The sequence below is a fragment of the Rhodococcus sp. B50 genome (genome assembly GCF_013602415.1).
Lineage (GTDB): Bacteria > Actinomycetota > Actinomycetes > Mycobacteriales > Mycobacteriaceae > Rhodococcus.
Window position 1 is genome coordinate 3,067,533 of record NZ_WPAG02000002.1, and the last position, 19,936, is coordinate 3,087,468.

Sequence of the window (19,936 nt, forward strand, 5' to 3'; positions counted from 1 at the left end):
TTCAGCGGTCGGCACGCCGGGATGCGACCAGCCTGGCAGCGTCGGCCGACGCCCGGCGCGCTGCCGCGAGCAGGTCCTCACCGGTGCCGAGCAGGGCGGCGAGAGTGCCGGCGAAATGGTCGCCGGCCCCAGTCGTGTCGACGACGTCGACCTGCGGGACCCGCAGGTGTTCGATCGCGTCCTCGGTTCCGACGACGACGTCCTCCCCGCCACGGGTGATCACCACGGTTCGCACCTGCTCGAGCAGGCGGGTGACGACGTCGTCGAAGGGGGTGCCGGCGGGAAGGTTCGCGTAGTGCAGGGCTTCCTGCTCGTTGAGCACGAGCGGGTCGGCGCCGGCGAGGACGTGGTCGTCCAGGTCGACGACCGGGCTCGGATTGAGCACGAACCGGCGGTCGTGATCGTGCGCCCATCGGGCAGCGGCCCAGGTCACCGCGGGGAGCAGTTCGAGTTGGGTGAGCACCACCGCGGGATCGAGGGCATCGAGGGCGGTGATGACGTCCTCGGCCTTCAGAAGCGAGTTGGCCTCCGGAACGACGATGATCCGGTTCTGCCCGTCGTCGGAGACGACGATGACGGCCCGGCCGGTCGGTCCCGGCATGGTGCGGAGGTGAGAAGTATCGACCCCGGCCTTCTGCTGAACGCCCCGCAGCACGTCGGCGGCGTGATCGCTGCCGACGGCCCCCACGATGGCGGTGGAAGCGAGTCGTGCCGCACCGACGGCCTGATTGGCGCCCTTGCCACCCGGATAGGTTCTCAGGTGCCGGCCGAGCACCGTCTCCCCTTCTTCGGGAGCGCGCGCCACGACGACCGTCAGGTCGAGGTTGAGGGATCCCACGACCGCCACGACGCATCGACTCGACCCGGTCACGTGGTCGAGCCTACGGCCGATGCACCTTCGTGTCCGGTTCGAGTTCGGGACAGACGATGTGGACGACTTCGTCCGCCCAGGACTCTCCCACCTCACCGTGACGCAGGTAGGCGCCGAGGTACGCACCGACGAGCATCGAGACGGCGGTGTCGACGTCGATGTCCTTGCGGAGCGCGCCCGAGTCGATCGCGGTGCGGAGCACGTCGGCGACGACCTCGCTCCGGGCGTTGATGATCTCGCGGATCGATTCCGTGAAGCCCGGTTCCTGGTCGGTGAGCAGCGCGCTGACGCTCCCCATGCCCACCTCGTTCGACAGCCCACGGCGGATCAGTTCGAGGGTCCACTTGACACGGTCGTAGACGCACAGCCCGTCGGGAACGCATGGCGAGGCCACCTGCGAATGCAGTGCCGCGTCGAGAATCTCCTCGCGATTGGCATAGCGCCGGTAGATCGTCGTCTTCGCGACCCCCGACAACGCCGCGACCGCTTCCACGGTGACGCGGTTGGGTCCGTGCAGACGCAGGATCTCGAGCGCAGCCTTCACGATGCGTGCGTCCGTCCCGGCGCGCTCCTTGACGGGACGTCGCGACGTCACTGCCACGGACTCCGTCTCGGCCTCGCCCACCATGTCTACATCCTCCTCGCGCGGGCATATACCCGCAGGATTCCCGAGTCTCCCGAAAAGGCGACCCCGAATCAAACACTACGAAACGATACGCTACGATGAGCGTATCGTTCCAATTGTCGACGATAGGGGAACGCATGACAGATATCTACGCACCGGCACCCGCGCACGACGCCGAATCCGAAACCCTCCTCGAGAGCTATCGCACCTACGACGCGGTCGAACGGGCCATCGACCACCTGTCCGATGAAGGCTTTCCGGTCGAATACCTGCGCGTTGTCGGGCAGGGAGTCACCACCGTCGAACACATCGAAGGCCGGATGACCACCGGCAAGGCAGCGCTCCGCGGCGCCGCGGCGGGCATCTGGACGGGATTGCTCTTCGGCCTGCTCCTGGCGCTGTTCCTTCCGGCGGCCGGCATGGCCGCCGTGATCCTCGCCGCCGTCGTATTCGGCGCCGTATGGGGAGGATCACTCGGCTTCGTCACCCACTGGAGCACCGGCGGGCGCCGCGACTTCGTCTCGCGGAAGAGCATCGAGGCCACCCGCTACGACCTCATGGTCGATTCCGAGTTCGCCGATCAGGCACACGCGAAGCTCGCGCTGCGCTGACGGTCATTTCTCCGATTCGAGACGGTTTCGCCCACGCCACCCGGCGTGGGCGAAGTCGTTTCGGCACGACCCAAGGGGTGCGAATCGGATATTTCGCCCGGGATGCCGAGGAGGGTTCGGCGCGAATAATCCGCGTTTACACGGTCGTTTCTTTACAGGAATGGCATGATTCGAGTTATGGCCGGATCGTCGAATACTCCCCCGAAGCCTGCTGTGGGCTCGAAAGTCGTCGTACGCGCGGGTATCGCGGGCGACGACGCCTGTCCCGGCACGATCGTCGAAGACTTCGGTCCTGCACAGGAAGCCGTGGGCGACAAGCTGGGTCGCGACTGGGCCCCGGTGCGCCGCTGGGCTGTGGCACTGGACGACGGACGCCTGATATTCGTCGATATGGACGCATTCGAGTCCTCGAAGTCCTGAAATACGATCCATCTCGTCACTTCCGCATTCACATGCGCGACGCGCGCGAGGCTCCGCGCACCCTCGCGCCGGTGATCGACCTGCCGGAACACAGTGCGAAGGGCACTTCACCCGAAAGCCGACGACGATCGTGAAGTGACCGCCGAAAGCCCCTCCCGCAGCAGCATCTTCCGGGTGTATGTTGGCGTTCCAGGATCGAAGGTTCGCCTAACCTGAGTAGGTGCGTTCATGACGCTGCTCGCCGCCGATGTGCCCTCCGTAGCCACTCAGCTGGCCGGCTCCGGCCTGATCGGTCTACGTGAAGGCCTCGAAGCCGGCATCGTCGTGACGATCCTCGTCGCTTTTCTCGTCCGCGCGGGGCGCCGGGACGCACTCACATGGGTGTGGTGCGGAGTCTGCGCTGCAGTCGCCCTGGTGGCCGCGACCTTTCTGATCATCCATTTCGGCACCAGCACCCTCGACGGCCTCGCCGCCGAGATCGCCGCCGGGATCGCGTCCGTTGTCGCGGTCGTCATCATCACGGTGATGGTGTTGTGGATGCGGACCGCGGCTCGTTCCATCTCCGGCGACCTGCGGTCCGGAATGGAGAAGGCCCTGATCGTGGGCCCGTCCGCAGTGCTCTCGCTCGCCTTCTTCGCGGTCGGCCGCGAAGGACTCGAGACAGCTCTGCTGATGGTCGGATACGCCGAGAACACCGCAGGAAGCCCGTGGCCGCTCGTCGGCCTCCTGCTCGGCATCGCCCTCGCGGTCGTGCTGTCCGTGATGCTGTATTTCGGCGCGGTCCGGATCGACATGGCGAAGTTCTTCAAGCTCACCGGGATATGTCTCGTGGTCGTGGCCGCAGGAATCCTCGGATACGGGGTGCGGGCCCTGCAGATCGGCGGCGTCCTGCCGGGTGCCTCGGCGACCGTCTTCGATGTCTCCGATCACTACGATTCCGGCAGCTGGTACGGCACCGTTCTCGGCGGCATCCTCAACCTGCGCCCCGACCCGACCGTCCTCCAGTTCGCCGCATGGCTCACCTATCTGGTGATCGTCCTGTTCCTCTTCCTCCGGCCCGTCTCGGCCGACCGGCACGCGCGATCGGTGCAGCAACCCGCCGGCACCTGATCCCCACCCGTCCCGACCTCACGATCTCGCCTTCGAAAGGTTCCGTAGATGCGCCGAACCATCAGCTTCCTCGCTGCGGCCGCCGTCCTTCCGTTCGCCGTTGCGGGCTGCACCGAGAAGGCGACCTCCGACGCAGAGGCCGTGTCGGTCACCGCGACGGATTCGTCCTGCGAGGTCTCCGCCGCCGAGGGCGTCACGGGACATTCGACGTTCGCCGTCACCAACAACGGTTCGAAGGTCACCGAGTTCTATGTCTTCGCCGCCGGCGACCGGGCTCTGGGCGAAGTCGAGAACATCGGTCCGGGACTGACCCGGCAACTCATCGTGAACATCCCCGAACCCGGCGACTACGAACTGTCGTGCCGGCCGGGCATGGTGGGCGACGGTATCCGTCGACCGTTCACCGTGACCGGCGACTCGCAGGCCGCGACGAACGCCGACGGGAAGCTCGCGGAGGCAGCGGACGGGTACCGCCGCTACATCAGGAGCCAGGCCGATGCGCTGGTCGTCACCACCGGCGAGTTCGTGGCGGCGGTCCGCGCGAACGATGTCGACGAGGCGAAGCGGTTGTTCCCGCTCTCCCGCACCTACTTCGAACGGATCGAACCCGAAGCCGAGAGCTTCGGTGACCTGGATCCGCGCTTGGACCTGCGCGAGGCCGACCTGGAACCGGGGCAGGAATGGACAGGCTTCCATCGCCTCGAGAAGGACCTGTGGGTGACCGGTCCGCAGCCCGATACCGGTGTGATCTCCGACCTGCTCGTCGCCGACGTCGCCGAGCTGGCCGGTCTGGTGAACGCGGAGGACTATGTCATCGATCCCACCCGGATCGCGGGCGACGCACAAGGGCTGCTCGACGAGATCTCCACGTCGAAGATCACCGGCGAGGAGGACATCTTCTCGCACACCGATCTGTACGACTTCCAGGCGAACGTCGACGGTTCGCAGGCCGCGATCGCGGCATTGCGGCCCATCCTCGACGAACAGGACCCGTCGCTCGGTCCTGCCATCGACGCCCGGTTCGCGGATCTCGATGCAGCGCTGGCCCAGTACCGGGAGGGTGAAGGTTTCGTCTCGTACGACGCCGTCACCGAACCGCAGCGTCAGGAACTGTCACGGCTGATCGACGCCTTGTCCGCCGAGGTCAGCAAGGTACAGGGGATCGTGGCGGAAGCCGCAGGACTATGACCCGACCGGACTCCTCCCCCAGCATCTCGCGCCGCCGGTTGCTCGGCGCCGCGGGTGCGGGAGCGGTTCTCGCCGGTACCGGCGCGGTGGTCGGTCGTGTCACCGCTCCCTCGTCCGAGGACGTCGCCGCCGGCACCGTGGTCCCGTTCCGCGGCGAACACCAGGCCGGGATCGTCACTCCCGCACAAGATCGCATGCACTTCGTCACCTTCGACGTGACCACACGCGACCGCAACGAGCTGATCGCATTGTTGACGGCATGGACCGCGATGGCCGAACGCATGACGACAGGTCTCGAGGCCACCGAGAACGGCGCGACCGGCGACGGCGGATACCGACCGCCGAGCGACACCGGTGAAGCACTGGACCTGGCGGCATCCCGGCTGACCCTCACCATCGGCTTCGGACCGTCGTTGTTCGACGACCGCTTCGGTCTCGCCCACCTCAGGCCCGCTGCGCTGGTGGACCTCCCGCACTTTCCCGCCGACAACCTCGATCCGGCTCGCAGCGGCGGCGACATCGCCATCCAGGCGTGCGCCGACGACCCGCAGGTCGCGGTCCACGCGATCCGCAATCTCGCGCGGGTCGCCTTCGGCACGGCATCGGTGCGCTGGTCGCAACTGGGATTCGGCCGCACCTCCTCGACCTCGACGTCACAGGCCACACCCCGGAACCTGTTCGGCTTCAAGGACGGCACCAACAACCTCAAGGCGGAGGATCCCCGGGCACTCACCGAATCGGTGTGGGTGGCGTCCGGCGACGACCGGCCGTGGCTGGCAGGGGGTACCTATCTGGTGGCGCGGCGCATCCGGATGCTCATCGAACAGTGGGACCGCACGGTGCTGGGCGAGCAGGAAGCAGTCATCGGACGTGACAAGCGGGAAGGCGCACCGCTCGGCAGGACGAACGAATTCGACGAACTGGACCTCGAGTCGAGCGGCCCGGACGGCCCGTTCGTTCCCACCACCGCCCATGTGCGGCTCGCGTCCGCTCAGCATCTCGGGGGCATCCGTATCCTGCGACGTGGCTACAACTTCACCGACGGATCCGACGGGTTCGGCCACCTCGACGCGGGACTGTTCTTCGTCGCCTTCTGCCGCAACCCGCTCGAACAGTTCGTGCCGATGCAACTCGAACTCGCACGGCACGACGGACTCAACGAGTACATCCAGCACGTCGGGTCGGCCGTGTTCGCGTGCCCGCCCGGAGCGGCGGGTGAAGACTATTGGGGTCGGTCGCTGTTCGAGGCCTGACAGTGCGTCTCCCTGGTCTTCGCAGCGGTTCACAGCACCACCACATGAGACAGGCCCGTGCGCTGTCTGCGACGGGCCTTCCGTGCCGAGCACGAGGAAACCTCGGTGGAGCCCCCTGTCAGGATTGAACTGACGACCGCTCGCTTACAAGGCGAGTGCTCTACCACTGAGCTAAGGAGGCACTGAACTCGATGGTCGCGGACGACCGTGAGCGACGCCATCATATAGCGCGTCACACTCCCGGCGCGCACCCACCCGCCTTCGTTACGGTGGATTGCATGCCCGCCTTCTCCGTTTCCCTCAGCCGTACCGGAGGCCGCGGACGGTGAGCCGCTTCGACGACTTCCTCGATCGGGTTCTCGGTACCCGCCGCGCGACCATCGACGCGGTCACCGAAGCACCGGCGCCACTGCAGCCGATCGATCTGACCGACGACGCGGTGGTCGCCGAGGCACTCGACGTCGCCGTGCGCGTCGGTGAGGTTCTTCTCGCGTCGGGTACGGGTGCGATCGACACTGCCGAGCAGGTGCGGTTCGTCGCTGCCACCTACGGCCTGGCGCAGTGCGACGTCGACGTCACCTACAACTCCATCGTGTTGTCGGCCTATCGCGGACCGACGATGCCGCCGTCGAGCACGATGCGGGTGGTGCACTACCGCTCGATGGACTTCACGCGACTCGCGGCCGTCGACCGCCTGACCCGCCGCATCCGCCGCGACGCGATCTCGCCCGCGCAGGCGCACGAGGAACTGCTCGCCATCACCACCAAGGCGCATCCGTACAACCGCTGGGTGGCGACGATCGCATGGTCGGCCATGGCCGCGTCGATCGCCGTGCTCCTCGGCGGCGACGCGCTCGTCGCTCTCGTCGCCTTCGGCTCGACGTTCGTCATCGACCGCGTCAACCGCAAACTGAATGCGGCCGGACTGCCGTTCTTCTTCCAGCATCTGGTGGGCGGGATCATCGCCACGGCCCCCGCGATCACGCTGTACGGGATACGGGAGACCATCGGCGTCGAAGTATCCCCCGGACTGATCATCGCGGCCGGGGTGACGGTGCTGTTGTCCGGGCTGTCGCTCGTCGGTTCGGTGCAGGACGCCATCACCGGTGCTCCCATCACGGCGTCGGCGCGCTTCTTCGAGGTGCTGATGATGACGGGCGGGATCATCGCGGGCGTCGCGACGACGCTGCGGGTCGCCTCGGTGTTCGGCGCCGAACTTCCCCTCATCAGCTACGAGGCGCTACCCGATCTCACCCAGTTGCCGACGAAGATCCTGGCCGGTGCCGCCGCGGCGTTGTTCTACGCCCTCGCCTGCTACGCCGAGCGTCGTGCCCTCACAGTCGCCGCGCTCGCCGGCGCCACCGGCAGCCTGGGCTACCAGCTCGCGCTCGGGCTGTCGCTCGGCCCGATCATCTCGTCCGCCCTCGCCGCGACCGTGATCGGTTTCGCAGGTGGTCTGATGGCCCGCCGCGCGCTCACGCCGCCGCTGGTCGTCGCCGTCGCCGGCATCACGCCGCTGCTGCCCGGTCTCGCCCTCTACCGCGGCCTCTACGCGATGCTCCGCAACCAGATGGCTACCGGCATGACGGCGCTGTTCTCGGCGTTCGGCATCGGTTGTGCGCTCGCTGCCGGTGTCACGCTCGGCGAATGGCTCGCCCGCCGCACCCGGAACCCGCGGGGTGTCCTTCGCGTCGGCGCGCTGCGCCGCCCGCAGCTGCGGCGGATCCCCCGGATCCGGCTGGACAAGAACCGCCCGGTGTGGCGGCCGGCGCCCGGACCCGTCACAGGCCCGATACCGGTGGGGTCGCTGCACACCGGACCGATACCCACCGCTCCCGGAACCGGGCCGATCGCGACAGGACCGATCGCCACCGGACCGATACCCACCGGCCCGATCGGGTCGGGCCCGCTGGCGACGGGACCGATCCCCGTCACCTCGCAGGGGTCGTCGGGCCGGGAGGCCGGATCGTCCGTACAAACGACGAGAGCCACGCTGCGCTTTCGGCGCGGGCGTGACTCTCGGCGGATCTGACGGAAGCGTTCAGCTGCCTTGACGGGCCTTCTCGTCGGCTTCCATTGCGTCGCGAAGGCTCTTCGGACGCATGTCGGTCCAATTCTGCTCGACGTACTCGACGCAAGCGGCGCGCGACTCTTCGCCGAATACCACCCGCCACCCCTGCGGAACCTCGGCGAAGGTCGGCCACAGCGAGTACTGCTCCTCATCGTTGATGAGGACGTAGAAGCGGCCGTCTTCGTCGTCAAATGGATTCGTGCTCATCTCGCCTCACTTGTTGCGTAGGTGTGATGGTCCGATATCCTACCAAGCTCGTCGATTCCACCCCCGGCTCCGGGCAGGCGAAGCTCCCGGCGTTCGACGATCGAGGTCAGGATCTCCCCCGCGCGGATCGCTGCGTTGGACAGCAACGACGCGGTCAGACCGTGTGTCTTCTCGGTGCCGCCCTGCAAGTAGATATCGGCCGTGATGCTCTCGGGCAGCGGCAGACGGTAGTCGCGGGCGACGGACAGGATGGGAGATTCGGGCGCGAGATCGCCGAGCAGCGGCTGCAGCGATGTCGGTTCGAAGCCGGTCGCGAGGACCACCGCGTCGCATTCGAGCGTCTCGGTGTCTCCTTCGAGATTGTTGCGGACCTCGACGGTGATTCCACCGTCGTTCTCGATCACCGACACGACCTCCGCGGCACGACGCATGAACAGGCGGCGGCGACCGCTGACCCGCTCGCGGTACTCGGTCGCGTACAGGGCCTCGATGAGTTCCGGGGACACCACCGAATAGTTGGTGCTGCGGTGCAGCGCGAGCAGACGCTCTCGCTCCGACAGCGGTGCCGCATGCAGCTCGTCGACGACCTGCGGGTCGAAGATGCGGTTCGCGTACGGGCTGTCGTCTGCGGGGCTGTATCCGAAGCGGTTGAAGATGTTGTGGACCTCGGCCTGCGGGTAGTGCGTGTGCAGGTACTGCACGACCTCGGCGGCGCTCTGTCCGGCACCGACCACCACGAAGCGCTGGTGCTGCGGCTCCGGCATGCCCTCGATGTGAAAGAGGAAGTGGTGGTTGTGGAAGCAGCGGGCCGACTCGGTCGCCCACTTCGGGAGGCGGGCCCGCAATCCGACCCCGACCACGACGCTGTGCGCGTACACGACGTTCCCGTCGGCGGTCTGCACGGCGAAGAGGTCGGCGACCCCGTTGTGGTTGTGGACGGTCTCGACCGAGACCACCTCGGTCCCGTAGCGGACGTCGGCGGCGACACGCGTGGCCGCCCACTGCAGGTAGTCCTGGAACTCGTGGCGTGTGGGAAAGAACGTCTGGTGATTGACGAAGTCCACGAGACGGCCACGATCGTGCAGGTAGGAGAAGAAGCTGTAGGAGCTCGTGGGGTTCCGGAAGGTGACCAGATCCTTGGGGAACGCGATCTGCATCGTGGCGCCTTCGAGCAACATGCCCGGGTGCCAGGCGAAGGCCGACTGCCGTTCGAAGAAGCGTGCCCGGATCGCCGCGGAGGGATTGTCGGTGTTGTGCTCCTCGACGGCGATCGCGAGCGCCAGGTTCGAGGGGCCGAAACCGATACCGACGAGGTCGAAGACGTCCCCTTGCGAGTTGCCCTCCGACCTCCCCGCGTCATCGGCGACAAGGCTGGAACGGTCGGTCATCACTCAACTTCCGTACTAGGGGGCCGGAGCGGCCCGTGATCGGTTCGTACGAGACTCGAAGGTAGCTCAGGCTAACCTTTGTTCGGTGAGCGTACCAGCGCCCGACGGTCCGCGGGGCCGTCCCGACTTCCGCGATCACGAGGACCTTCGTCGCCTTCCGCAGACGGGTGCACGCCACAGACGACGGGCGCGGTGGATCGTCGCCGATTCCACCGCGCCCGCTTGCAGATTTCCCCTGCGGAGGCCCCTTACGAAGCCAGGAAGTCCACCAGGATCTTGTTGACCGCTTCGGGCCGCTCGAGATAGCCGTAGTGCCCGGCGTCCGGGATCTCCTCGTAACGCGCACCCGGGACAGCGTCCGCCACCTCGCGCGACAGGTAGGCCGGGATCATCCGGTCGTCGGCGAACCCGACGGCCAGGCACGGCACCGTGATGTCGCGGTAGGCCGCGCGCCGATCGAACTCCCGGTCCATGCCGAGCTGCGCGCGCACACCCGCTGACACCTTTCCGCCGCTGAACTCGAAAACGTCCAGCCAGTCCCGTGCGGTGTGCTCGTCGGCCAGCGATGCCGGCGACAGATTCATCACGGCCGTCACGGCGGCCTGATACTTCGGCGGCAACTCGACGCCGCTGTCGTAGAGCTGCCGCTCACCCTCGGTGAGCGTCAGCTGGAACTGGTCCATGCGGGCGTGCCCGGCGAGGAAGGCGGCCTTGCGGACCAGGTCCGGGCGGGCGAGCGCCAGCTCCTGCGCGACGCGCGCACCCATCGACGTGCCGATCACGTGGGCGGGACCGCCGAGCAGTTCGATCAACCCGGCTGTGTCCTTCACCAGGTCGTCGATGGTCATCCCGCCGAGGCTCTCACCCGACGGCGCGATGCCGCGGTTGTCGAAGGTGGCGACCCGGTAGCCGGCCTTCACGAGCGCGGGCACCTGGTGCAGGTCCCACACGCGCCCCGGACTGCCCGTGCCCATGATGAGGACGACGAGATCACCCGTCCCCTTGACCTGGTAGTTCAGCGGGATGCCGTTCACGGTGGCGATGGGCATGAATACCTTCCTCGACGAGAGCGCGGTGGTGCGCCGCGGGTCGGCGCCGTGACGTCGTGCCCTGTGAGCACACACTGCACATACACGGGAGCGCTGCGCTCACAGCACGACCGTCCTACGGTACCGCGACGAAGAACTGCAGGACCGCGCCAGGACGGCCACGGAAGGCGGGTGGCGGCGAGCTGTCCGATTCTCCTAGAGTCGAAGGACGATGCGTGCTCGCACAGAGCAGCGACCCCGGGAGGACATCATGGCCGCGGACCCGACCACCGCGAACGACATCGCCGACGAGGATCTCGAACCCGTCGCCGACGAGACCGCACGACAGGCGCAACGAGTCGTCGCCGCCTACGCAGAGAACGCGGACGAGTGCCGCATGCTGCTGTCGATGCTCGGCATCAGTCCCAGCGACAAGCACTGACGAGCACCACACCCACCCCGCCGAAAGAGGACCAGAACGTGACAGCAGGCGAAGCGGACGCAGCGGGGAACCACGACTCGCACGCCGGGTCGGACTTCGTGGTCGTCGCCAATCGCCTGCCGGTCGACCTCGAACGGCTTCCCGACGGCACCACCCGCTGGAAGCGCAGCCCCGGCGGGCTCGTCACCGCGCTCGAGCCGATCCTGCGGTCGAACAACGGTGCCTGGGTCGGCTGGGCCGGCGTGGCCGACGCCGAGTCCGGCATCATCGTCGAGGACGGACTGACCCTGCATTCGGTGCGGTTGAGTACCGAGGACATCGCCGACTACTACGAGGGGTTCTCCAACGCCACCCTGTGGCCGCTCTACCACGACGTGATCGTCCGGCCGGAGTACCGGCGCGAATGGTGGAACTCCTACGTCGAGATCAACCGGCGTTTCGCCGAGGAGACCGCGAAGGCCGCCGCCGAGGGTGCGACCGTCTGGATCCAGGACTATCAGCTGCAGCTGGTGCCGAAGATGCTGCGGATGCTCCGTCCCGACCTGACGATCGGGTTCTTCCTGCACATCCCGTTCCCGCCGATCGAACTGTTCATGCAGCTGCCGTGGCGGACGGAGATCGTCGAGGGCCTCCTCGGCGCCGACCTCATCGGCTTCCACCTTCCGGGAGGCGCACAGAACTTCCTGTATCTCGCACGACGTCTTGCGGGAGCGCAGACCTCGCGCGGCAACATCGGTATCCGGTCGAAGCTCGGCGTGGTCCAGGTCGGCTTCCGGTCGGTGCGCGTCGGCGCGTTTCCCATCTCCATCGAGTCGGGCCGGCTCGACCAGCAGTCGCGGAGCAGGGCGATCCGGGACCGCGCCAAAGCGCTGCGCAAGGAACTCGGGAATCCGAAGAAGATCCTGCTCGGTGTCGACCGGCTCGACTACACCAAGGGCATCGACGTGCGGCTCGACGCGGTGCACGAACTTCTCGCCGAGGGCCGCATGGACCCGAAGGACACCGTCATGGTGCAGCTCGCCACCCCGAGCCGGGAGCGGGTCGATTCCTACGTCCACATGCGCGGCGAGATCGAACGGACGGTCAGCCGTATCAACGGCGAGTACGCCGAGGTGGGCCGTCCGGTGGTGCACTACATCCACCGCCCGGTCCCCCGCGACGAACTCATCGCGTTCTTCGTCGCCGCCGACGTCATGTTGGTGACCCCGCTGCGCGACGGCATGAATCTCGTCGCCAAGGAGTACATCGCGTGCCGCAGCGATCTCGGCGGGGCGCTGGTGCTCAGCGAATTCACCGGTGCAGCAGCAGAACTACGGCATGCGTTCCTGTGCAATCCGCACGATCTCGACGACGTCAAGGACAAGATCCACGCCGCGATCGAGGTGCCGCGCGAGGACGGCCGGAAGAGAATGCGGGCCCTGCGCCGTCAGGTGCTCACCCACGACGTCGACCGCTGGGCCCGGTCGTTCCTCGACACCCTCGCCAACACCGGCGGCGCCGGCCGCGCGTTGATCGCGCCCGACGAGGTCGGCGAACCCGACCCCGCCTGACAGCCACCTGCTCCTAGATCGGGGTCAACCGGCTGACGAGCCAACGCCCGTCCTGCTTGTCGAGTTCGACGCGCACCCGGCTGCCGCTGCTCACTGCTTCGGGGTTCTCCGAACTCGTCGTGATCTGGTTGAGGAACAGCAAGGTCACGGCGTGGTCGGCGTCGGCGGAGACCACCGAGGACGCCTGCACGCTCACCTGGACGCTGATCGCTTTCTCCTTGGCACCCGGCGCGATGATGTTCTTCATCAGATTCGTGTACTCGTCGCGGAAGTCGCCGGTGAGGCCTTCCGCGGCGGCCTCGGTCTGCGCGTCCACCTGGTCGTGGGTGTAGGCGAGCATCGCGACCGCTTGTTCCTCCGCCGCGACACGCGCCTCGGTCCGCGCCGTCTCGGCGGCGGACTGCTGGACGGCGCCGTAGGCGAGCCAGCCCACCAGGATCGCGAAAACCAGTGCCACGATCGACAATCCGATCGCGATGTGCGGAAGATACGAAACCTGCGAATCCGATGTGGTGTCCGAGGCAGGGGCGTCGGCGGTGGGAGTCTCCGCAGTGGTGGATCCGCCGTCCGTGTCCACAGCCCGACTCGGCACAGCTTCGTCGGTCGTCTTGTCGAGCGTCACGCGTTCGCCCTTCTCGTCGGTCACGGCACGAACTCCACTTTCGACGCCAGCAATTTCCCGTTCTCGTCGCAGATCGTCACCCGCAGACGGAAGTCGCGGGCTTCCGGTTCGGCCTGATCGGCGTTACTCACCATCGCGCGCGACGCGACGAGCGACGACGCGCACGTGCCGTCCTCGTTCTGGATGCCCGCTTCGAGGACCTCACCGGTGGTGTCGACGCCGGCCTGCTGCACGACCTCCACGAAAGGCCCTTCGCGCCCTTCGAACTCGGCCTTGAAATCACCCGTCGCTCCCTCGAGCAGACGCGCGACGTCGGCGTCGGCGGAGTCCGCGCTGATGGTGGTCAGGTTGAGGACCGTCTGCCGCGCGGCCTGCAGGAAGGCCTCCCGCCGCTCGTCGCGCTCGTTCGCGGACTGCCGGTCGACGATGAGCCAGGCACCGACCGCCACGAGTGCGATCACCAGCACGGACGCGATGATCGTGACCAACCTGGCCCACATCGGTTTCTTCTTGTCGCTCTCGTCTGCCATCAGCCCTGCTGCGCCTTCATGTAACTCTCCAAGCTCCGATCTCCACCGAGGTCGGCGTGTGTGTACACGGTGCCGTCGGGACCAATGTACGTCCCGGTCTGCGGATCGATCCGTCGCGCGGCAACCCCTGCGGGAGGCGTGTCGTCTCCCCCACCGTACGAGGCGGGTGTGGGTGCGACGTTCTCCGAGGCCACCGGCGTAGGCGGCCCGGTCCACGGATTGTCCGAGTAGGTGGGGCTGTATCCGGTGCGGCACGTGTCGGGCGTCGGTGCGCGACGGCCCGGGTACTCCATGCACGGCAAGTTCCGCGCACCGCGTACCGCGTTCGGATAGTCCTGCGGCAGTTGGCAGAACACGTCTCCGGGAGTATCGACCATGGATGTGTCGGCGGGGCTGCGCCACTGTTCCGGCGGCACGAAACCGGCCAGGCACGGCGGCGGATCGTGCAGCTGCAGATGGAAGTCCACCACGGCACCGTCCTCGGGCGGGCCGTCGCCGGCGGCGGTGATCAGGGCCGTCGTCATCGGCGGATACAGCACCAGGATCTGTTCGATACCCGCGTTGTAGACGACACCCACCTCGCCGACACTCACCAGATTCGAGAGCAGCAGAGGCAGGGTCGGTTTCAGATCCTGCAACAGCGCCTCGGCTTCCGCGGCGGCGCCCGGGCCGGTGTCGAGGAGGGCCCGCAGGTCGGGGTCGCTCTCGCGGAGGCGATCGGTGAAGGTCACCATGTCGCGTGTCCACGACCGGATCGCGTCGCTCGTGACCACCTGCGTGTCGAGCAACGGACCGATCTGATCGATCAACTGACGTGTCTCGGCGCTGTTCGCGGAGGCTTCCTGCACGAACAGGCGCGTGGAGTCGATCAGTTCCTGCAGTTCGGGGCCGGACCCGTTGAAAGCGTCGAACGCCTCGTCGACCACGGTCTGCAGCCGCGTGTCGCTGATCGAGGCGAGCAGCACGTCGGCTTGGTCGAGCAGGGCACCGACTTCCTGCGGCACGATCGTGCGGTCGGCCGGGATCACGTCGCCGTCGGCGAGACGCTCACCGTCGGCGCCGTCGGCCCGGGGCACGAGGTCGACGTACTGCTCGCCGACGGCCGACACACTGCGCACCGCCGCATCCACATCGGCCGGGATCTTCGCGTCGCTGTCGATGGACAGCAACGCCTCGACCCCCGTCGGCGACAGGCTGACGCTGCGGACGGTACCGACGGTGTTGCCGCGGTAGGTGACGTTCGAATGCGGATACAGACCACCGGTCGACTGGAGTTCGACGACGACCTCGTACCGCCCGACCCCGAACAGCGACGGCAGCCGCACGTACATCAGCGACATCACGACGAGTCCGACGACCGTGAGGATCGCGAAGATCGTGAGCTGGATGCGGACGAACCGCGTGAGCATCATGGCGCGGGCACCCCCAGGGGAAGTCCGGGAATGGTGATCTCACCGATGCCGGGGATCGTCAGTTTCCCTTCGGGACCCGGCGGTGGCGGCGGAGGCGGTTCGAGGGGTGCGCGGAACGGGTCCGTCGCCTGCGCAGCGAGTCCCGCGTCGCGGCCGAGGATCCCCTCCGGACCGGCGAGGCGCCCCGCGAGCGGCGTTCCGGACAGGAAGTTCAGGTCGAGACGTTCGAGACTGAGATCGATGGTCATCGCGAGGTTCGCGTAGTCGCCGCGGATGATGTTGTTGATACCTGCCTGCGGGAAGGGGTAGGTGAGCAGCACTCCGAGCACCTCGGTCAAGGCGCTGCCCGAATCGGCCAGGGCCCTCAGTGTGGGTGCGAGCCCTTCGAGGTTCGCCTTCAGGTCGTCGTTCGAGGTCTCGACGATCCGGCCGGCCACGGTACTCAGTTCGCCGAGCGAACTCATCGCGGCGGTGAGATTCGAACGCTGGTCCGAGAGCACCTCCAGCGCGGGCGGCAACTCCTCGAGGGCGCGCACGAGTGTCACGTTCTGGTCGTCGACGGTCGCGGCCAGCCGGTCCATGCCCTCCAGCGCCGCGATGATGTCGCCGCGTTGCGTGTCGAGGGTGGAGACCAGTTCGTCCAGCCGCGGCAGCAGGTTCCGGATCGAGTTCTCCCGGCCCACGAGCGCCGCGTTCAGTTCGGTGGTGATGTCGTTGATCTGCGCGAGCCCACCGCCGTTGAGCACCACCGACAGCGACGACAGCGTCTGCTCGGTTGTCGGATACGCACCGGCGCGTTCGAGCGGGATGACGTCGCCGTCCTCGAGACGGCCCTGCGGGGGTTCGTCGGCAGGCGGCACGAGTTCGAGATGCTGGGATCCGAGCAGGCTCGTCTGGCCGATCCGCGCGAGCGAGTTCGCCGGGACGACGACGTCCTCGTCGAGCGAGATCGTGACGAGCGCATGCCAGCCCTCGAGTTCGATTGCCGAGATCGAACCGACGGTGACGTCGTCGATCCGCACGGGTGAATTCTGGGTCAGGGTGGTCACGTTGGGCATCTGGATCTGCACCTCGTAGGCACCCTCCCCGCGTCCGGCGGTGCCGGGCATGGGAATCGAGTTGAGTCCGTCCCACTCGCAGGCGGTGAGTGTCGTGCTCACCGCGACCGCGGTGGCCGCGATGCCGAGACGGCGGAACATCGATCGGCCGGTCATCGTCCTCCTCCCGGCTGCAGCAGAGAACCGAGATCTTGCGGGACCTGCAGCGACGGCATACCGCCGAGAATTCCGTCGAGCGGCGCCGCCGTCTCCGAGAGCGACGGCCCGGGCGCGGTGCCGCGACCTGCCGACGCCCCTTCCAACCAGGGTTCGGTGTAGACGATGTCGCCATCGAAGGCCTGCACACCGGCAAGCGGATTGACCAGCAGTGGAAGGTAGTTGGCGTTGATGGACGACAGCACAGGGCCGAGTTGCTGGCGGCACAGCTCCTCACTGCGCTCGGAGGTCGCGTTTGCGGCGGCCGCGACCGAACCGCACATCCACTCGACGGGATTGGCGAGGTTGTTGATCGCGAGTGCGCCCGTGAGCGAACCCTGCGCCGGCTTGTAGATGTTGTAGAAGTTCGCGAGGGAGGTCGGGCCGGAGTGCAGCACCCGCTCGATCTCGGGACGTTTGCGGGCCAGCACCTCGGTCGCATCCGCCAGTCGCTGCACCGATTCGGTGAGTCCGGCCCGGTTGTCCTGCACGAACCGCTGCACGTCGCCGACGGCGATGTTCAACTCGGACAGGGAGACCCCGAGCTGGTCGGAGCTCTGCGCGAGCACGTCCGAGACCGACGCGAGTCGACCGCCGAACTGCACGATCTGTTCGTTGCTCGACGAGAGGACCGAGACGAAGGTCTGCAGGTTGCGGATCGTCGAGAACAGATCGGTGCGCCCCTCCGAGAGCGTGCGCATCGTGTCCGACAACTCGCGCAGGGCCGCACGAACGGTCTGCCCGTTGCCCTCGAGATTCTCGGCCGCGGTGTCGATGAACCGGCCGAGGGATCCCTGCGGATCGAGCTCTTCGGGACCGAGCGCTTCGGACAACCGCATCAGTTCGGTCTTGATCTGGTCCCACTCGACCGGAGAGGCCGTGCGCTGCATCGGGATCGTCGCGCCGTCCTCGATCGTCGAGCCGCCCGAGTACACGGGGGTGAGCTGGACGAAGCGCGCCGAGACCAGGCTCTGAGCGATGACGACGGCACTCGCGTCGGACGGGATCTCGACGCCGTCGTCGACCTTCATCGTCACCCGTACGAGATCGTCGCGGGGTTCGATGACGCTGATGCGCCCCACCGAGACCCCGAGCACCCGTACGTCGTCGCCTTCGTACAGGCCGCTGGTGGAGGCGAATTCGGCGTGGATCGTGCGCTTGCCGAAGTCCGGCAGGACGAACACGGCGAGGGCGCCGAGCACGAGCACGACGACGGCGCCGATGATCGCCGGCACCAGCAGGGGTGGGCGTCGGCGGGTCGTTGCGGCGGAATCGGTACTCATTCGCCGTCCCTCTTGATCGTCGGGGGCTCGTCCGGGATCACGTCCTGAAGATCCTCGGGGAGAAGATCGGGCGCAACCTGACTGTCCACCACTGCCTTCCACCACGGAGCCGGAAGGATGTTGGACACGTAGGCGTTGAAGAACGGGCCGCTGGCCACGGATTCACCGAGCGCGCTGATGTACGGGCCCAGGCCGTCGAGTGCTCCGGCGATGTTCTCCTTGTTCGCCTGCAGATTCGCCGTCACGAGGTTGAGCTTCTCGAGTGTCGGTGCCATCTGCGCCTGGTTGTCCTGCACGAGTCCGGTGAGCTGGCGCGAGACGGACGAGATGTTCGCGATCAGTTCGGTGATGGCGTCGCGGCGCAGGCTCAGTTCGCCGAACAGTGCGTTCGCGTCGACGATGAGCGCGTTGACCTGGTCGCTGCGCTCGGCCAGGATGCCCGTCACGCTCTCGGCACGCTCGAGCAGTTGCTGCAGTGACTCGTCGCGGGCGTTGATCGACTGCGACAGGCGGGTCATGCCCTCCAGGGCGCCCTGGATCTCGGGTGGGGTGTTCTCGAGGGACTGCGACAGCGCGTCGAGCGAGTCGTTGATCCGGTCGGTGTCGAGTTCGGAGACGGTCGTCGTGAGGTCGCCGAGGGCGTCGGTCAGCGAGTACGGCGAATTGGTGCGCTCGATCGCGATCACCGTGCCGGGACGCATCACTCCGTCGCCACCGGGCCGCAGCGCCAACGACTTCCGGCCGAGCACGGTATTCGTCTTGAGGTCGGCGCCGGTGGTGTCGCCGAGCCCGATGCCGTCCTGGATGCGGAAGCTCACCAGCACGGCCTGACCGTCGAGGCGTACATCGGTGACGTCGCCGACGTTCACCCCTGCAAGCATGACGTCGTCACCGGGTACGAGCCCGCCGGCGTCCTGGAACCGTGCCGAATAGCTCAGGCCACCGGAGAGGAACTGCAGCTGGTCGTACTGCAGACCGGCCAGCACGATCGTGGTAGACACTGCCAGACCGATGATTCCGGTCCGGATGTAGTCGGGGTCGCGGTGTGCACTCATTCGACCTTCGCACACCTTCCCGTGTCGTGGTTCGCCGTGGTGTACCGGATGGTGGTGCCGTCCGGACCGGAGAACTTGAAAGTATTGGCGCAGAGGAAGAATTGGAAGAAGTTACCGTATGCACCCACGCGGATGAGTTTCTTGTAGTCGGAGGGCAGTCGTTCGAGTGTGCGGTTGATGTCGTCCTTGCCGAGGTCGAGTTGGGTCATGGTGCGGTTCGTCTCGGCGATGACGGACTGCAGATCGGGCCGGTTGTTCTGCAGCAACGCGGCCAGATCGGCGGTGCCGGCTGCGATCTGGGGGATCGACGCGCCGATCGGGTCGCGGTCGGCCGCCAATCCGCCGACCAGCGTGCTCAATTGCTCGATCGTGTTCTCGAACTCGCGGTCGTGGTCGTCGATCGTGCCGAGGACGGCATTGAGATTGTCGATGACGTCGCCGATCAGCTGGTCGCGGTCGGCGAGGGAGTTGGTGAACGAGTTGGTGTTGCCCAGCAGCGACACCAGGGTGTCGCCCTGGCCCTGGAAGACCTGCAGCAGTGCGCCGGAGAGATCGTTGACCTGCTGCGCGTCGAGTCCTTGCAGCAGCGGCTTGAATCCGCCGAGAAGCAGATCGAGGTCGAGTGCCGGTTCCGTTTGTTCGATCGGGATGCTCCCCCCCGCCGGCAGGACGTCGACGCTGCCGGCGCCTTCGAGCAGTTCGAGATAGCGGTCGCCGACGAGGTTCTCGTACCGCACGGTGGCGCGGGTACCGGTGAACAGCGTGTGCTTCGCATCCACGTCGAATTCGATCTCGGCGGTGTTGTCGCGGCCGATGTCGACCTTCTTCACCGATCCGACCTGCACGCCGGCGATGCGGACCTTGTCGCCGGTGCCGAGCCCGGACACGTCCGTGAATGTCGCCCGGTAGTTCTCGGTGCCCGTGAACCGGGCCTGGCTGAACACGACGGCCAGCCCGGCGAAGATCAGCGCCATCGTGACCGCGAAGATCAGGAACTTGACGGTGGTCGCTCTCATG

Annotated in this window: 20 protein-coding genes and 1 tRNA gene; 8 read left to right on the forward strand and 13 right to left on the reverse strand. The window is 67.1% G+C overall.

Annotated elements, in window-relative coordinates; translation table 11 throughout:
* Nucleotide 1 precedes the first annotated feature (1 nt).
* Together GON09_RS14475 and GON09_RS14480 are read right to left on the reverse strand one after the other, a co-directional pair.
* Entirely contained in the window at nucleotides 2-871 is an 870-nt protein-coding gene (locus GON09_RS14475; protein WP_213932388.1) for a ribokinase, read from the reverse strand.
* A gap of 10 nt (nucleotides 872-881) precedes the next feature.
* The gene (locus GON09_RS14480) at nucleotides 882-1,499 is read right to left on the reverse strand and encodes a TetR/AcrR family transcriptional regulator (RefSeq protein ID WP_213932389.1); all 618 of its coding nucleotides are present in this window, start codon (nucleotides 1,497-1,499) and stop codon (nucleotides 882-884) included.
* 134 nt (nucleotides 1,500-1,633) lie between these two features.
* On the opposite strand from GON09_RS14480, the gene GON09_RS14485 reads away from it, so the two are divergent.
* From GON09_RS14485 to efeB, 5 genes are all read left to right on the forward strand, one after another.
* On the forward strand, nucleotides 1,634-2,107 hold the full coding sequence (locus GON09_RS14485; protein ID WP_213932390.1) for a general stress protein: 474 nt from the start codon (nucleotides 1,634-1,636) through the stop codon (nucleotides 2,105-2,107).
* A 177-nt stretch (nucleotides 2,108-2,284) separates the two neighbouring features.
* A complete protein-coding gene (locus tag GON09_RS14490) occupies nucleotides 2,285-2,527 on the forward strand; it encodes a hypothetical protein (RefSeq protein WP_213932391.1) in 243 nt (80 codons plus the stop codon).
* Between the two features lie 228 nt (nucleotides 2,528-2,755).
* Entirely contained in the window at nucleotides 2,756-3,637 is an 882-nt protein-coding gene (gene efeU / locus GON09_RS14495; protein WP_213932392.1) for an iron uptake transporter permease EfeU, read from the forward strand.
* Nucleotides 3,638-3,685: 48 nt separating this feature from the next.
* Complete coding sequence (gene efeO, locus GON09_RS14500; RefSeq protein WP_213932393.1) at nucleotides 3,686-4,825, forward strand: iron uptake system protein EfeO; 1,140 nt, start codon at nucleotides 3,686-3,688, stop codon at nucleotides 4,823-4,825.
* Nucleotides 4,822-6,078, forward strand: coding sequence for an iron uptake transporter deferrochelatase/peroxidase subunit (gene efeB, locus GON09_RS14505; RefSeq protein ID WP_213932394.1), 1,257 nt, complete (start codon nucleotides 4,822-4,824; stop codon nucleotides 6,076-6,078). The genes efeO and efeB overlap by 4 nt, the downstream gene beginning before the upstream one ends.
* A 106-nt stretch (nucleotides 6,079-6,184) precedes the next feature.
* Here efeB and GON09_RS14510 read toward each other — a convergent pair.
* A tRNA-Thr gene (locus tag GON09_RS14510) sits at nucleotides 6,185-6,259 on the reverse strand.
* A gap of 144 nt (nucleotides 6,260-6,403) precedes the next feature.
* Here GON09_RS14510 and GON09_RS14515 point away from each other — a divergent pair.
* Nucleotides 6,404-8,110, forward strand: a complete 1,707-nt coding sequence (locus tag GON09_RS14515; protein ID WP_213932395.1) for a threonine/serine ThrE exporter family protein — start codon at nucleotides 6,404-6,406, stop codon at nucleotides 8,108-8,110.
* 9 nt (nucleotides 8,111-8,119) lie between these two features.
* On the opposite strand, the gene GON09_RS14520 is transcribed toward GON09_RS14515, so the two are convergent.
* The 3 genes from GON09_RS14520 to GON09_RS14530 form a co-directional block, all read right to left on the reverse strand.
* A complete protein-coding gene (locus tag GON09_RS14520) occupies nucleotides 8,120-8,356 on the reverse strand; it encodes an MbtH family protein (protein ID WP_006551884.1) in 237 nt (78 codons plus the stop codon).
* Nucleotides 8,353-9,744, reverse strand: coding sequence for a lysine N(6)-hydroxylase/L-ornithine N(5)-oxygenase family protein (locus tag GON09_RS14525; protein ID WP_213932396.1), 1,392 nt, complete (start codon nucleotides 9,742-9,744; stop codon nucleotides 8,353-8,355). Before GON09_RS14525 ends, GON09_RS14520 begins: the two co-directional genes overlap by 4 nt.
* 248 nt (nucleotides 9,745-9,992) lie before the next feature.
* Nucleotides 9,993-10,793 (reverse strand): alpha/beta fold hydrolase, encoded by an 801-nt coding sequence (locus tag GON09_RS14530; protein ID WP_213932397.1) that lies wholly within the window; start codon nucleotides 10,791-10,793, stop codon nucleotides 9,993-9,995.
* 211 nt (nucleotides 10,794-11,004) lie between these two features.
* On the opposite strand from GON09_RS14530, the gene GON09_RS14535 reads away from it, so the two are divergent.
* Complete coding sequence (locus tag GON09_RS14535) at nucleotides 11,005-11,214, forward strand: hypothetical protein (RefSeq protein ID WP_213934633.1); 210 nt, start codon at nucleotides 11,005-11,007, stop codon at nucleotides 11,212-11,214.
* A gap of 38 nt (nucleotides 11,215-11,252) precedes the next feature.
* Nucleotides 11,253-12,764, forward strand: coding sequence for an alpha,alpha-trehalose-phosphate synthase (UDP-forming) (locus GON09_RS14540; RefSeq protein ID WP_213932398.1), 1,512 nt, complete (start codon nucleotides 11,253-11,255; stop codon nucleotides 12,762-12,764).
* A gap of 13 nt (nucleotides 12,765-12,777) precedes the next feature.
* Here GON09_RS14540 and GON09_RS14545 read toward each other — a convergent pair whose 3' ends face one another.
* Genes GON09_RS14545 through GON09_RS14575 form a run of 7 tightly spaced genes read right to left on the reverse strand, consistent with a single transcriptional unit; the run spans nucleotide 12,778 to nucleotide 19,935 of the window.
* The gene (locus GON09_RS14545) at nucleotides 12,778-13,410 is read right to left on the reverse strand and encodes a twin-arginine translocation pathway signal (protein WP_213932399.1); all 633 of its coding nucleotides are present in this window, start codon (nucleotides 13,408-13,410) and stop codon (nucleotides 12,778-12,780) included.
* Nucleotides 13,407-13,916 (reverse strand): hypothetical protein, encoded by a 510-nt coding sequence (locus tag GON09_RS14550; protein WP_213932400.1) that lies wholly within the window; start codon nucleotides 13,914-13,916, stop codon nucleotides 13,407-13,409. The genes GON09_RS14545 and GON09_RS14550 overlap by 4 nt, the downstream gene beginning before the upstream one ends.
* Complete coding sequence (locus GON09_RS14555; protein WP_213932401.1) at nucleotides 13,916-15,328, reverse strand: MCE family protein; 1,413 nt, start codon at nucleotides 15,326-15,328, stop codon at nucleotides 13,916-13,918. The genes GON09_RS14550 and GON09_RS14555 overlap by 1 nt, the downstream gene beginning before the upstream one ends.
* Nucleotides 15,325-16,542 (reverse strand): MCE family protein, encoded by a 1,218-nt coding sequence (locus GON09_RS14560; RefSeq protein WP_213932402.1) that lies wholly within the window; start codon nucleotides 16,540-16,542, stop codon nucleotides 15,325-15,327. Before GON09_RS14560 ends, GON09_RS14555 begins: the two co-directional genes overlap by 4 nt.
* Nucleotides 16,539-17,864, reverse strand: coding sequence for an MCE family protein (locus GON09_RS14565; protein ID WP_213932403.1), 1,326 nt, complete (start codon nucleotides 17,862-17,864; stop codon nucleotides 16,539-16,541). Before GON09_RS14565 ends, GON09_RS14560 begins: the two co-directional genes overlap by 4 nt.
* Nucleotides 17,861-18,919, reverse strand: coding sequence for an MCE family protein (locus tag GON09_RS14570; RefSeq protein WP_213932404.1), 1,059 nt, complete (start codon nucleotides 18,917-18,919; stop codon nucleotides 17,861-17,863). Before GON09_RS14570 ends, GON09_RS14565 begins: the two co-directional genes overlap by 4 nt.
* The gene (locus GON09_RS14575; RefSeq protein WP_213932405.1) at nucleotides 18,916-19,935 is read right to left on the reverse strand and encodes an MCE family protein; all 1,020 of its coding nucleotides are present in this window, start codon (nucleotides 19,933-19,935) and stop codon (nucleotides 18,916-18,918) included. Before GON09_RS14575 ends, GON09_RS14570 begins: the two co-directional genes overlap by 4 nt.
* Nucleotide 19,936: the final 1 nt, after the last annotated feature.